Origin of the sequence: Mycobacterium sp. DL99, assembly GCF_004762045.1 — a bacterium.
Classification (GTDB): Bacteria; Actinomycetota; Actinomycetes; order Mycobacteriales; family Mycobacteriaceae; genus Mycobacterium.
In genome coordinates this window covers 1,923,898-1,937,165 of the sequence record NZ_SJOM01000007.1, presented here as the reverse complement: position 1 = coordinate 1,937,165, position 13,268 = coordinate 1,923,898, and the positions used below count along the sequence as shown (strand labels likewise).

General features: G+C 67.2%; 13 protein-coding genes. 4 read left to right on the top strand and 9 right to left on the bottom strand.

Features of this window, described 5'->3' with window-relative positions:
* Complete coding sequence (gene ampC / locus EYZ64_RS09745; protein ID WP_135453258.1) at window positions 1-1,182, top strand: class C beta-lactamase; 1,182 nt, start codon at window positions 1-3, stop codon at window positions 1,180-1,182.
* Between the two features lie 4 nt (window positions 1,183-1,186).
* Here ampC and EYZ64_RS09740 read toward each other — a convergent pair whose 3' ends face one another.
* From EYZ64_RS09740 to EYZ64_RS09725, 4 genes are read right to left on the bottom strand one after another with little or no spacing between them, the layout of a single operon-like run.
* Complete coding sequence (locus EYZ64_RS09740; RefSeq protein WP_135453257.1) at window positions 1,187-2,032, bottom strand: enoyl-CoA hydratase/isomerase family protein; 846 nt, start codon at window positions 2,030-2,032, stop codon at window positions 1,187-1,189.
* Window positions 2,032-2,622, bottom strand: coding sequence for a TetR/AcrR family transcriptional regulator (locus EYZ64_RS09735; protein ID WP_135453256.1), 591 nt, complete (start codon window positions 2,620-2,622; stop codon window positions 2,032-2,034). The genes EYZ64_RS09740 and EYZ64_RS09735 overlap by 1 nt, the downstream gene beginning before the upstream one ends.
* 42 nt (window positions 2,623-2,664) lie before the next feature.
* Window positions 2,665-4,173 carry a DUF7782 domain-containing protein gene (locus EYZ64_RS09730; protein ID WP_135453255.1) on the bottom strand — a complete coding sequence of 503 codons (1,509 nt, stop codon included), beginning with the start codon at window positions 4,171-4,173 and terminating at the stop codon, window positions 2,665-2,667.
* The gene (locus EYZ64_RS09725; RefSeq protein WP_210115493.1) at window positions 4,170-4,946 is read right to left on the bottom strand and encodes an SOS response-associated peptidase; all 777 of its coding nucleotides are present in this window, start codon (window positions 4,944-4,946) and stop codon (window positions 4,170-4,172) included. The genes EYZ64_RS09730 and EYZ64_RS09725 overlap by 4 nt, the downstream gene beginning before the upstream one ends.
* A gap of 45 nt (window positions 4,947-4,991) precedes the next feature.
* Here EYZ64_RS09725 and aroA point away from each other — a divergent pair, with 45 nt between their 5' ends.
* The 3 genes from aroA to EYZ64_RS09710 all read left to right on the top strand — a co-directional run bounded on the left by aroA (window position 4,992) and on the right by EYZ64_RS09710 (window position 8,178).
* Window positions 4,992-6,314: a 3-phosphoshikimate 1-carboxyvinyltransferase gene (aroA, locus tag EYZ64_RS09720; protein WP_135453253.1), complete on the top strand. Its 1,323-nt coding sequence runs from the start codon at window positions 4,992-4,994 to the stop codon at window positions 6,312-6,314.
* A 6-nt stretch (window positions 6,315-6,320) separates the two neighbouring features.
* Window positions 6,321-7,301 (top strand): ribosome small subunit-dependent GTPase A, encoded by a 981-nt coding sequence (rsgA, locus tag EYZ64_RS09715; protein ID WP_135453252.1) that lies wholly within the window; start codon window positions 6,321-6,323, stop codon window positions 7,299-7,301.
* A 70-nt stretch (window positions 7,302-7,371) separates the two neighbouring features.
* On the top strand, window positions 7,372-8,178 hold the full coding sequence (locus EYZ64_RS09710; protein ID WP_135453251.1) for an SDR family oxidoreductase: 807 nt from the start codon (window positions 7,372-7,374) through the stop codon (window positions 8,176-8,178).
* A gap of 25 nt (window positions 8,179-8,203) precedes the next feature.
* Here the strand turns inward: EYZ64_RS09710 and EYZ64_RS09705 are convergent, their stop codons facing one another.
* The 5 genes from EYZ64_RS09705 to EYZ64_RS09685 form a co-directional block, all read right to left on the bottom strand.
* Window positions 8,204-8,602, bottom strand: coding sequence for a hypothetical protein (locus tag EYZ64_RS09705; protein WP_135459919.1), 399 nt, complete (start codon window positions 8,600-8,602; stop codon window positions 8,204-8,206).
* 186 nt (window positions 8,603-8,788) lie between these two features.
* Complete coding sequence (locus EYZ64_RS09700) at window positions 8,789-10,027, bottom strand: fatty acid desaturase family protein (RefSeq protein ID WP_135453250.1); 1,239 nt, start codon at window positions 10,025-10,027, stop codon at window positions 8,789-8,791.
* 68 nt (window positions 10,028-10,095) lie between these two features.
* Window positions 10,096-11,244 carry a ferredoxin reductase gene (locus EYZ64_RS09695; RefSeq protein ID WP_135453249.1) on the bottom strand — a complete coding sequence of 383 codons (1,149 nt, stop codon included), beginning with the start codon at window positions 11,242-11,244 and terminating at the stop codon, window positions 10,096-10,098.
* Between the two features lie 58 nt (window positions 11,245-11,302).
* Window positions 11,303-12,727, bottom strand: a complete 1,425-nt coding sequence (locus EYZ64_RS09690) for a metal-dependent hydrolase family protein (RefSeq protein WP_286174715.1) — start codon at window positions 12,725-12,727, stop codon at window positions 11,303-11,305.
* A gap of 20 nt (window positions 12,728-12,747) precedes the next feature.
* Window positions 12,748-13,263, bottom strand: a complete 516-nt coding sequence (locus tag EYZ64_RS09685) for a DUF6912 family protein (protein ID WP_135453248.1) — start codon at window positions 13,261-13,263, stop codon at window positions 12,748-12,750.
* Window positions 13,264-13,268 lie beyond the last annotated feature (5 nt).

Genomic DNA, 13,268 nt, shown 5'->3' with positions numbered 1-13,268 from the left:
ATGCTGCATGACATGAGGAGCAGCGCCAAAGCCGTGCCGCGATTACTCGCCGTCGTCGTCTTGCTCTGTGCGTTCGCCAACGCGACCGCTTCCGGAAGCCCCGATACGCTCGCGGCCACCGTGGACCGTGCGTTTCGACCGCTCATGGCCCAGTACGACATACCGGGCATGTCCATCGCGGTGACCGCCAACGGCCAACAGCGCTACTTCAATTTCGGCGTCGCAGACAGACAACGCGGGACACCGGCGACCCAGGACACGCTCTTCGAGATCGGTTCGGTCAGCAAGACGTTCACGGGGACACTGGCGTCCTATGCGCACGCACTCGGGCAGATCTCGCTGACTGATCACCCCAGCACCTACATGCCGCAGTTGACGGGCAGCGCCATCGACAAGGCCGACCTGCTCAACCTCGGCACGTTCACCGCGGGTGGATTGCCCCTGCAGTTTCCGTCGGATGTCACGGATGACGCCCAGATGCAGACCTACTTTCAGCAGTGGGAGCCCGATGCCGCCCCCGGCCGGCAGCGGCGATACTCCAACCCGAGCATCGGCCTGCTCGGCCACCTCACCGCACTGGCGATGAACCGTGACTTCAGCGACCTGATTGAAGGGGAGATCTTCCCGAAGCTGCAGTTGCACCACAGCTACATCCGAGTGCCGCAATCCCAGATGGCCGACTACGCCTGGGGCTACAACGCCGACAACGAGCCAATCCGGGTGAACCCAGGCGTTTTCGATGCCGAAGCCTACGGCGTCAAGTCCTCTGCGGCTGACTTGCTCCGTTTCGTCGAAACCAACATCGCGCCGAACGATCTTGAGGCACCGATGCGCGATGCTGTCCAAGGAACGCACGTCGGATATTTCCAGACAGGCGACATGATCCAAGGGCTCGGCTGGGAACAGTACTCCTACCCGGTCACCCTCGACCGGCTGCTGGCAGGCAACTCAAACACCATGGCCATGCAGCCGAATCCGGCTACTCCGCTCACGCCCCAACCCACCTCGACCCCGGCGCTGTTCAACAAAACCGGCTCTACAGATGGTTTCGGCGCCTATGTCGTGTTTGTACCCGACAAACGGATCGGCCTGGTGATGCTCGCGAACAAGAACTATCCGATCGCCGCGCGCGTCACCGCGGCCCACGCTGTCCTGCAACAGCTTTCGACCGAAAAGCCGTAGCTCTCTAGCGCGGACGCGTCCCGCCGGACAGCATGGTCTCGACGCTGCCGGCGAAGGCCGCGGTGGTGAAGCAGGTCGGCTCGGCGAACTCTTCGAGCGTGAGCGCATCGTTCCAACTGGCGTCAGCCGCGGCGCGCAACAGGGGTTTGGCCATCGCGACCGCGTGCGGCGGCAGCGCAGCGACCCGCGAGCACCACACATCCGCGGTTTCGAGCAGCTTCTCGTGGGCGACGACCTCGTGCACCAGCCCCAGCCGCTGCGCGGTCTCGGCGTCGATGTGCTCACCCTTGAGGTAGTAGGCAAGCGCACCCTGATAGCCAAGCCTCCGGGTCAGCGCCCAGCTGGTGCCGACCTCCGGGATCAATCCGAGGCGCGCGAAAGCGGGCACGATGACGGCCTTCTCACTGGCGATGGTCAGATCGCAGGTGAGCGCCCATGCCAGCCCGACGCCGGCCGCGGGTCCGTTGAGGGCGGCCACGAAGATGGTGTCCGAACCCGCGATGAGCCGGGCGATGCCACCGAATTCACGCCGTATCCAGCGCCATACGTCCGCGGTTCCCTCACCCTCGTACCGGCTCTCGATGGCCGCCCGCATCATGCGCAGGTCGCCGCCCGCGCTGAAGCCCGGATCGGCGCCCGTCAGCACCACGGTGCGAATGTCGTTGTCGGCAGCCAGACCTTCCAGAGCCCGGCGCAACTGCCGGACCAGTGGTGCGGACAGTACGTTCAGCCGGTCGGGTTCATCGAGAGTCACCACGGCGCGATCACCGCTGCGGTCGACGAGAATCCGTTGTGGAGCGTCCGGGTCGTCCCCGTCGGCCACCATGCTGCGATACAAGGGCTTGTCCATCACGAGAGCTCCTCAACTGGTCTGGCCTGCAGTGCTTTCCATGCCGCATCGGCGAATGTCTCGACGGCGTCGCTGTCCATGTCGGCGGTACCGCCGGCTACCCAGTAGCGGGCGTACTCCTGCGCGGGACCGAGCCACAGGGCGGCCGTGATACCCGGCCGCATGTCCACCAGCGCCCCGTAGGTGTGGTGCGGGCGCCACCAGTCCCGGATGGTCGCGAAGAAGTTCTGGTTGGCGTCACGCAGCTCCGGGCTGTCCAGCCGATCGCCCAGCAGTAGCGCCGCCTCACCGCGGTGGGTCGCCACCCAGTTCAGGTGGTTGCGGACACCGCCCCGGATCCCGTCTTCGGCGGTGGCCTGTTCGCGCAACATGGCCAGGAAACCCACCTGGTACTCAGCCATGAGCTGTGCGTAGACCGCCGCCGCCAACGCGGGCTTGTCGGGGAAGTGATGGTAGAGCGATCCGACGCTCACCTCGGCCTCGCGCCGCACCTCATCCAGCGTCGGCGCGATGGTCCCCTCGGCAGCGAAACGACGACGCGCAACCGAGATCAACCGGTCTCGCGCACCTCTGGCCCTGGACGGTCCCACGAGAAATATTCTAGCAAAACCGAGGAATCCTCTAGAGCCCTGTCACTCCGCCTGATAGAGGATTCCGCGACCGATCGCCTCCCGCACCTCCGGCAGTGCGGCCTGCGCCAGGGCATCGGAATCCACCCCGTGATGGGCGGCGAGCAGCTGGATCAACGTTCCGAGTGGCACCTCGCCGCGACAACCTGCCAGCAGCGCCCGCAGCACCTCGTCGACGCCGATCACCGCGGCCGGGCCGCCCGGGCGGCGCACCGCGGCCCCGACCTCCTGCCAGCCCTCTGGTCCTGGGAGCGACTGCTCCTCCAGGAAAACCGGCGCCGTGGACAGCCGGGCCGCCAGCAGCGCATCGTCGGAAGTGTCGCGCAGGTAGACCCGCCGGGCGAAGAACGCGTCCACTTCCGAGCCGGTGAGCGCCTCGTCGGCGCCGGTGATCTCCTCGAGGATCTGCTCGGGCGGTTCCCCGTCGCGCGGGACCCGCAGCGAGATCATGCCCATGCCGATTCCGGCGATGCCCTGTTCGGTGAACCAGTCGAGCCATTGCCCGCCCCGCTGCGCCTGCCGTTCGAGATCCTCGCCCGCATCGGCCAGCCACAGCGACACGTAGCTGACCGGGTCGGCCAGTTCGCGCTGCACCACCCAGGCGTGCAGGCCGGTCCCTGCCAGCCAGCCACGGACCCGGTCACGCCACTCCTGGCCGTCCCGCACGATCCAGTTGGCCATGATGTGCGCGGTACCGCCCGGCGACAGATGATCGCCGACCTGCTCGATGAGGCTCTGGCACAACGCATCCCCGGCAAGACCCGAGTCGCGGTAGATGTAGTCACGGGCGCCGGAGCCCACCACGAAGGGCGGGTTCGACACGATCAGATCGAAACGCTCACCGGTGACCGGCTCGAACAGGCTGCCATGCCGCAGATCCCACGCCATACCGTTGAGCCGCGCGGTCATCGCCGCCAGGGCCAGAGCCCGCTCGTTGGTGTCGGTTGCGACGATCTCGTCGCTGTGCGCATTCAAATGCAGAGCCTGGATACCGCATCCGGTGCCGAGATCGAGCGCGCGGCCGGCGGGGTTGCGCGTCACCGCACGGGCCAGTGACACCGACGCCCCACCGATGCCCAGCACATGGTCGTGGCGCAACGGCCCACGCCGCACCGCAGCGTCCTGATCCGACACCACGTAGAAGTCCCGCTCGCCGTCACTGTGCGGCCGGATGTCCAGGGCCGCCCGCACCCTGTCACCGTTGAACTCCAGAACGCCATTGGCGGCCAACGTCTGCACGCTGACGGACGGGAACGCCGCCTCGACCGACGGCGGCGTCTCCTCGGTGCCCAGCAGCAGAAGACGCACCAGCACACCCAGGCGCTGGCGGTCGGCCGGCACGGCATGGGTGACCCGCAGTGCGGGCCACCACACCCCCCGGCTCAGCGCCGCGTTGGCGTCGGCGCCCAGCAGATCGGCCACGCCGTCGGTGGTGAACCCGGCCGAGCGGAGGTCGGCACCGATCGCGTCGACGACGTCTACATCAACGCCGCCACCCCCGAAACCGCTCAAAACAACCCCATCTCTTCTTCGGGCCCCGCCGGCTCGATGAGCTCCGGGCCGTTGTTGCGGACACTGTTGACCAGTCGCGACACCTCGCGAACCGCGATCCGGTCCAGATCCCCGTGGCCGCGCAGCAGCCCCTCGTCGATCGGCGCGTCGGGATCCATCCAGCGGTCCCAGTCAGTCGCACTGATGGTCAGCGGCATCCGATCGTGGATCTCGGCGAGCGGACCGGCCGCATCGGTGGTGATGATCGTGCAACTGAGCAGGGGCGGCGCGTCCCTGGGGGCCCCTTGGGGGCGCCACGTGGTCCACAGCCCCGCCATGAACAGCAGCTCACCGTCGGCGCCGTACATGTAGTACGGCGTCTTGGCTTTCTTGTTTGCGTCCGGATTCGGCTTCCACTCGTACCAGCCGTCCATCGGGATCAGGCAGCGCTTGTTCTTGGCGGAGTTGCGGAATGCCGCTGAGCTGGTGACCTTGTCGGCGCGCGCGTTGATCAACAACGGGCCCTTGGTGTCGGGGCCGCCGCCCTCGGCGGTTTTCACCCACGGCGGGATCAGTCCCCAGCGCATCGAGCGGACGCGGCGCGTCGACTCGTCGGTGGGTTCGCTGTGCCGTTTGACCACGCTGCTGATGGTCGTGGTGGGCGCGACGTTGTAGTTCGCGCCCGCGACATCCTTGTCCCCCGAGCTCGCCGTGCTCGACGTGCTCTCGTCGATGGCCTGGATTTTCTGCGCCAGCAGCGCGGGATCGGTGGTCACCGCGAAACGTCCACACATAGTGCCCATGGTTGCAGAATCGGCGGACAAGGCAGGATGTAGTGCGTGAGCGCGCGTGAGGAACAGTGGGAGCACTGGCCGGCTCCGTCGACGACAACCCCGGTCGATGCCACGGTGACGGTGCCCGGTTCGAAGTCTCTGACCAACCGAGCGCTCGTGCTGGCCGCGCTGGCCACCGCACAGGGCCCCTCGACGGTCCGCGGCTCGCTGCGTAGCCGCGACACCGATCTGATGATCGACGCCATCCGCACCTTGGGTGTCACCGTGCAACCGGCCGAACACGACGACACCGAGTTGACGGTCAGCGGCGGTATCGCGCCGGCCACCGATGCCCGGGTCGACTGCGGACTGGCCGGCACTGTGCTGCGGTTCGTGCCGCCGGTCGCAGCGCTGAGTACCACCTCGGTGACGTTCGACGGCGATGAGCAGGCCCGGTCCCGGCCCATCGCCCCACTACTCGACGCGCTGCGCGGTCTGGGGGTGGATGTCGATGGTGACGCGCTGCCGTTCGCGGTGCGCGGCCGTGGCGCCGTGGCCGGCGGCACGGTCGAGATCGACGCCTCGGGCTCCTCGCAGTTCGTCTCCGGGCTGTTGCTGTCCGGTGCGACGTTCGCCGACGGGCTCACCATCGTGCACACCGGCACCTCGGTGCCCTCGGCCCCGCATGTGTCGATGACGGTGGCGATGTTGCGTGACGCCGGCGTGCTGGTCGACGACTCCGTCCCCAACCGGTGGCGGGTGTCCCCCGGCCCGGTCGCCGCACGGGACTGGAGCATCGAGCCTGACCTGTCCAACTCCACGCCGTTTCTGGCCGCCGCGATCGTCACCGGCGGAACGGTGCGGATCGCCGGCTGGCCGTCGGTGAGCATCCAGCCTGCCGACACGATCCTCGACCTGCTCACGAAGGTGAATGCGACTGTTCACCAGCGTGATTCACATCTGGAAGTCAGTGGCGCCGAAGGCTACGACGGGTTCGACGCCGACCTGCACGATGTGGGCGAGCTGGCCCCCACCGTCGCCGCACTGGCCGCGCTGGCCCGTGACGGCGCGACGTCGCAGCTGCGGGGCATCGCGCATCTGCGCGGGCACGAGACCGACCGGCTGGCGGCACTGACCACCGAGATCAACGGGCTCGGCGGCGACTGCCGCGAGACCGAGGACGGCCTGCTCATCACGGCGCGGCCGCTGCACGGCGGTACCTGGCGCTCCTATGCCGACCATCGGATGGCCACGGCCGGCGCGATCATCGGCCTGCGGGTGCCCGGTGTGGAGGTGGAGAACATCGCGACCACGGCCAAGACCCTGCCGGACTTCCCGTCGATGTGGGCGCTGATGCTGGCGGGCGACCCGCCTGTGAGGGGGAAGTAAGCCACCTTGGGAGCGCGGGATTACGACGAGTCCGATGTCCGGATCAGGCCGGGTAAAGGCTCGCGTCCGCGCACCAAGACCCGGCCGGACCACGCCGATGCCCAGTCGGCGATGGTGGTCACCGTCGACCGTGGCCGGTGGGGCTGTGCGCTCGACCGCGACCCGCATCACCGCGTGGTCGCCATGCGGGCCCGTGAACTGGGCCGCACCCCGATCGTGGTCGGCGACGACGTCGACATCGTCGGCGACCTGTCCGGGCGGCCCGACACCCTGGCCCGCATCGTGCGCCGCGGTGAGCGCCGAACAGTGTTGCGCCGCACCGCCGATGACACCGATCCGACCGAACGTGTCGTGGTCGCCAATGCCGATCAGCTGCTGATCGTGGTGGCGCTGGCCGACCCGCCCCCGCGCACCGGGTTCGTTGAACGAACACTGATCGCCGCCTACGCCGGAGGGCTGAAACCCATTCTGTGCCTGACGAAGTCGGACCTGGCCCCGCCGGAACCCTTCGCTGCACAGTTTGCCGACCTGGACCTGACCATCGTCAACGCCGGCCGAGAAGATCCCCTGGAGGCAGTCGCCCCGCTGCTGATCGATCAGGTCACCGTGTTCCTCGGCCACTCCGGGGTCGGCAAGTCCACCCTGGTGAATCGTCTTGTCCCAGAGGCAGACCGGGCAACCGGCGAGGTTTCCGGGGTGGGCAAGGGCAAGCACACCTCCACTCAGTCGGTGGCGCTGCCGCTCGATGGAACCGGTTGGGTGATCGATACCCCGGGGATCCGCTCGTTCGGCCTGGCCCACATCCAACCCGATGACGTGATCCTGGCGTTCTCGGACCTGGCGGAGACCATCGACGACTGTCCGCGCGGGTGCGGCCACATGGGCCCGCCCGCCGACCCGGAGTGCGCCCTGGACAATTTGTCCGGCCCGGCGGCCGGCCGCGTCGCGGCCGCTCGTCGCCTGTTGGCGGTTTTGAAGGAAGCCTGATCGCTTCCCGCGTACCGCTGGGCGGCACATCGCGCAAATCCACCGCCGCGGCGCACTAGGGTCGCTGATTGTGGCTACTTATGTTCTCACCGGCAGCGCCTCGGGACTTGGCGCTGCGACCAAGAAACGGCTGGAGTCCGACGGACATCGGGTGATCGGCGTCGACCTGCACGATGCCGACGTGAACGTGGACCTGAGCACCCCGGACGGGCGCGCGGAGGCGATCGCGAAGGTCACCGAGCTGGCCGGCGACGGTATCGACGGTTTCGTCCCGTTCGCCGGGCTGGCCGCCGCAGCCGGCCGTCCGGCGCACCTGCTGATCGCCGTCAACTACTTCGCGGCGGTCGAGCTGCTGGAAGGTCTGCGCCCGCTGCTGGCCAACAGCGAGAACGCTTCGGTGGTACTGATCAGCTCGAATTCGACTACCAGCCAACCAAATTGGCCGGTCGAGATGGCCGAGGCCTGCCTCGCCGGCGACGAGGTCGGCGCCAACACCGTCGCCTCCACCTATGGCGATTTCGCGGCGCTGCAGGCCTACCCGGCCACCAAGGCCGCACTGGCGTACTACGCGCGCACCAAGTCCGCGGAGTACATCGCCGAAGGCATCCGGCTCAACGCGATCGCACCCGGGCTCATCGATACGCCGATGACCCAGGAGGGGCGCAAGGACCCACTGACCGGCGAGGCGATGGAGCAGTTCCTCAAGACCATCCCGGCCGGACGCGGCGGGCGGCCCGAAGAGGTGGCCGCATTGGTGGCGTTCCTCCTCGGCCCCGAGGCGGGTTACTTCGTCGGGTCGGTCATCTTCATCGACGGCGGTACCGACGCCGCGTTCCGCGGGAAAGACTGGCCGAAGGTCTGGGAGCTGAATATGTGACGCGCCCCGGCGAGGTCAAGCCAGCTCAGTGCTTGGTCTTGGCCTCGTCGGCCGCTGCCTGCTGCTGCTGCTGTTCGGCCTGCTGCTTGGCCGCCGCGATGGCGGCGCGTCCCTCCGGGCTGGCGGCCGAGTTGCCCGGCGTCTTCGCCGACGCCACCCCGGCATTGCAGTTGAGGTTTAGCAGCACGGTGTCGGTGACCGGTGCGAAATTGTCACCCTTGTGCCAGGACGCCTTTTCCGAACTCGTCACCACGCAGTCGTCGTCGGATTCCGAATCACCGGAGCGGGTCGCGATGACACCCTTCATGCCGGAACCGGCCAGCGCCGACTGCACGTCAGAGTACTTCTGGCCCGCGTAATCGTCGGCCGCGGCGACACCGGTGGCCAGCGCACCCATGGGGACGACCGAGGCACAGAGCACCATGGCAGCCGCGCCGAGCTTCCTCTTCACGAGCGACAGAGTATGAGCGACGGCTGCGAGGAACCTGGGAGTACGTGGGGCGATTGCTTGGAATATGGCATCCGGTCAGACACGAATGTGGGCTTGCGCTCTCCGATCCCGACGGATCCTCGAACACAAGCCCACATTCGATGAAGAAACTGGATGAAGCTACTTGCGGCGCCAGCCCCGCACCGTCTCGATGGCCGTCTTCAGGCCACGACGGCGTCCGGTGTCGGGATCGGTGACGCCGTAGCCTTCGAGCTCCGTGAACATCCGCTCACTACGAGTTTCCGGGGCGTTGTCGGCCGTGTCCTTCAGGAACCGGTCCGGCAGCGACAGCTTGGCGATCGTGCGCCAGGTCTTGCCGTACTGCACCAGGAACGGTCCCGTGGTGTAAGGCAGGTCGTACTTGTCGCACAGCGCCCGCACCCGGACCGCGATCTCGGCGTACCGATTGCTCGGCAGATCCGGGAACAGGTGATGCTCGATCTGGTAGCTCAGGTTGCCGCTCATGAAGGCCAGCGCCCGACCCGAGTCGAAGTTGGCACTGCCCAGCATCTGCCGTAGGTACCACTGCCCGCGGCTCTCACCGACCATGTCGGTCTTGGTGAATTTCTCTGCGCCATCGGGGAAATGGCCGCAGAAGATCACCGCGTTGGCCCACACGTTGCGGATGACGTTGGCCACCGCATTGGCCTTCAAGGTGGACTTGAAGGTCGCGCCGGGCGACAGCGACGTCAGCGCCGGCCACACCACATAGTCCTTGGCCAGCTGATGGCCGGCCTTGACGCCGAACTCGCGGACCCGGACCAACGTGGCGTTGCGATTGTCGCGGCCCTTGAAGATCTTGCCGAGCTCCAGGTGCTGCAGCCCCACGCCCCACTCGAAGCCGATCGCGAGGAGGGTGTTGAACAGCAGGTTGCCGTAGAGGTTGAACGGCTTCCACCTGGCATCCCGGGTCACGCGGATGACGCCGTAGCCCACGTCATCGTCCATGCCGAGGATGTTCGTGTACTTGTGGTGCATGAAGTTGTGGGTGAACCGCCAGTGCTTGGACGCCCCGCTCATGTCCCACTCCCACGACGAGGAGTGAATCTCGGGATCGTTCATCCAGTCCCACTGGCCGTGCATGACGTTGTGGCCGATCTCCATGTTCTCGATGATCTTGGCCACGCCCAGGGTTACGGTGCCCGCCCACCACGCCGAACGCTTGGAGCTCGCCGCGAGCATGACGCGGCCGGCGACGTCGAGCGCACGCTGTGCCGCGATGGTGCGGCGGATGTAGCGCGCATCGCGTTCACCGCGGGAGTCTTCGATGTCCTGCCGGATCGCGTCGAGTTCTATGCCCAGGTTCTCGATGTCGGCATCGGTCAGATGCGCGAATGCGGGAACGTCGGTAACTGCCATCGTCAGCCTCCTCTCAATTACCTACGGTAGCGTAACCTACGATTCCGTAGGTTACTAGCCAGTAAAGCCTAGACGTCCAGAACACAGTCGCCGGAAGCAGCCGAAACACACGTCTGGATCCGGGTGCCCGGGTCATGCTCGACACCGGTGCGCAGATCGCGCACATGCCCGTCGACCAGACTCACCACGCACGACTGGCAGATCCCCATCCGGCAGCCGAACGGCATCTGGATACCGACCTGCTCCCCCGCATCCATCAACGGCGTCGCCCCGTCAACGGTGACCTGCTTGCCGGTGCGCTCGAACGTCACCGTGCCCCCGGCGCCATGCGGAGCCGCCCGCGATACCGCGAACCGTTCCAGGTGCAGGCTGTCAGCGATACCGGCCGCCGCCCACACCCGCTCGGCGTCGTTGAGCATGCCTTCCGGCCCGCATGCCCACGCTTGACGCTCACGCCAATCGGGAACCACGTCGCCGATCTGCGCCAGATCAAGCCTGCCCTCGGTCCGTGTACTGCGCAACAGCAGCCGGTAGCCGGGATGCGCATCGTGCAGCGCCGCCAACTCCTGGCCGAACATCACGTCGGATTCCGTTGGCGCGGAATGCACATGCACGATGTCGGTGATCTGGTCGCGGCGCTCCAGGGTGCGCAGCATCGACATCACCGGGGTGATGCCCGAGCCCGCCGTCACGAACAACACCGTTGCCGGCGCCGGATCGGGCAAGACGAAGTTGCCCTGTGGCGCGGCCAACCGCACCACGGTTCCGGGACGCAGGCCGTCGACCAGATGAGTCGACAAGAACCCTTCGGGCATCGCCTTGACGGTGATCGTGATGGTGCGCGCACCTACCGCAGGGGATTTCTCCGGCGTCGAGGTGAGCGAATACGACCGCCAGCGCCACCGCCCGTCGATCAGCACACCGATGCCCACATACTGGCCGGCCTCGTAGTCGAACGAGAATCCCCAACCCGGTTTGATCACCAATGTCGCGGAATCAGCCGTTTCCCGCCGCACCTCGACGACCCGGCCACGCAGCTCCCGCGCCGACCACAACGGGTTGGCCAGCTTGAGGTAATCGTCGGGCAGCAGCGGGGTGGTCACCTGACCGACGATGCGGCGAAGAGCATTCCAGCCGGGACGCCGCGCAGCGCCGGCAATCGTGGGACGGACCGTGTCGGCCACATTGGCCGAGACTTTGATGGAGTTCTTGGCCATGAACCTACGGTACCGTAGGTTACTGCCACGTAGCTAGTCGCACGACTGCTGTTGCAGGTCAGGACACCAAAGTGTTCTTGTACGTTTTCCCGTCCTTCATGATCACCTTGAAGTTGCGTTCCGGATCGGCCACCAGGTCCAGGCGTGCCAACGGGTCGCCGTCGACCAGCAACAGATCCGCCAGTGCACCCTCCTGAACCACGCCCAGCTTGCCGGCGTAGGGGCTGCGCTTGCCCGACATCGCCAGCAGTTCGGCGTTGGTTCCGGTGGCCATCGTCAGCGTCTCGGCGGGCGAGAACCACTTACCGAGACCGGCCAGCAGCGCACCCTGTTTCGGCGCCAGCTGCGGCGAGAACAAGATGTCCGTGCCGAAGGCCGTCTTGAGCTTGTACTTGCGGGCCAACTGGTAGACGTTGTTGACACCGTCGACGATCTCCTTGGCCTTGGCGGCCTCGTCGGAGCCCGGCGGGAACGCACCGATCATCTCGGCCGGGATGGGCTGCGTGCTCAGCCAGATGTTCTTGTCCGCCATCTCCTTTGCCGTCGCCTCATCCATCAGGTGGGCGTGCTCGATGCACGTGACGCCGGCACGGATCGCCTGCTGGATGGTCTGCGGGGTGTAGGCATGCACCGTCACGTACGTGCCCCAGTTGCCGGCCGCCTCGGTGGCCGCCCGCAGTTCGGGTTCGGTGAAGGTGGTGACGTCGAGCGGGCTGTGCGGCGAGGACACCCCGCCCCCGGCGGTCAGCTTGATCTGCGACGCGCCCTGGAACAACTGCTCACGGGCGCGCATCCGCACCTCGTCGGGACTGTCGGCGACCATGGCGGCGCCGAGTTCCTCCTGGCGCGACAGCGGGCCACCCGGATTACGCGGAAGGTCCGCGGGCGTACGGAAATCACCGTGGCCGCTGGTCACCGTGATGATCGCGCCGGACGGGTAGATGCGTGGTCCGTCGATGACCCCTTCGTCGATGGCCTGCTTGAGACCGAAGCTCGGGCCGCCGAGATCACGGACCGTGGTGAACCCGCGCATCAGAGTGTCGTTGGCCTCGGCACCGGCCAACAGGTTGAGGTACCCCGGATCCAAGGTCGTCAACTGGGTCACCGGCGGCCTCACGAGCATCGTGTGCCAGTGGTTGTCGATCAGCCCCGGCATCAACGTCCGGCCGCCGCCGTCGATCACCGTGGCCCCCGACTCTTCCGGCAGCGCCTCGGTGGAGATCCGCTCGATCCGGTTGCCCTTGACCCGCACGTTCGACGGCGCGGACAGCCGATCACTGTGGCCGTCAAAGATTTTGACGTTCCGGAAGTCCGTGATGGCCATCCCGGCGGCAGAAGGTGCCGGAGGCGGCGGCGCCGGCGCGGACTCTGCCGGTCGGTCGGGCTCGGAAGATCCGGCCGATGCGGTGTCGCCGTCACCGGCCGAACACGACACACTGGCCAAGATCACCGCCATCGACGCCAACAGCCCGAATGCGCGCATGAAGATCCTTGCCTCGTCGGTCAGAGCAGTTCGAGCAGGAACGGCAATTCTTGCGGGGCGTACCACGCGAGGTCGTGATCCTGGGCGTCTCCCACCGTGAGTTCGGCGTCCTCATCCCCCAGATCCGCATCGTCGATGGCGTCCACGGCGGCCAGCACCGCCGGCTCCGCATCGGCGTTGTCGACGTACACCGCGACGACGGCGTCGATCGGCAACGGCCCGGACAACCGCACGACGGCGTCGTCGAGGTCGGGCCGGATCGTCACCTCCACATCGGCCCCCGTATCGGCCACCACCACGGCACGGCGCGGCGGCAGGCCCGAGTCCGGCCGCGAATCCGCACCCGCGAGCAACCGCAGCGAGGCCAACGCGGCCTCCCGCAACGCCACCTCGGCGAGTTCGTCGTCGTCGCCCTCGGCGTAGGCCTCCCGCAGCGTCGGGGTGACCGCGAAGGCGGTTCCGTTCACGACGAGCAGGTGGCGGTCGGCGACAAGCTGCTGCAAGGCGACCAGAGTCGTCGGGATGTAGACGCGCACACCGC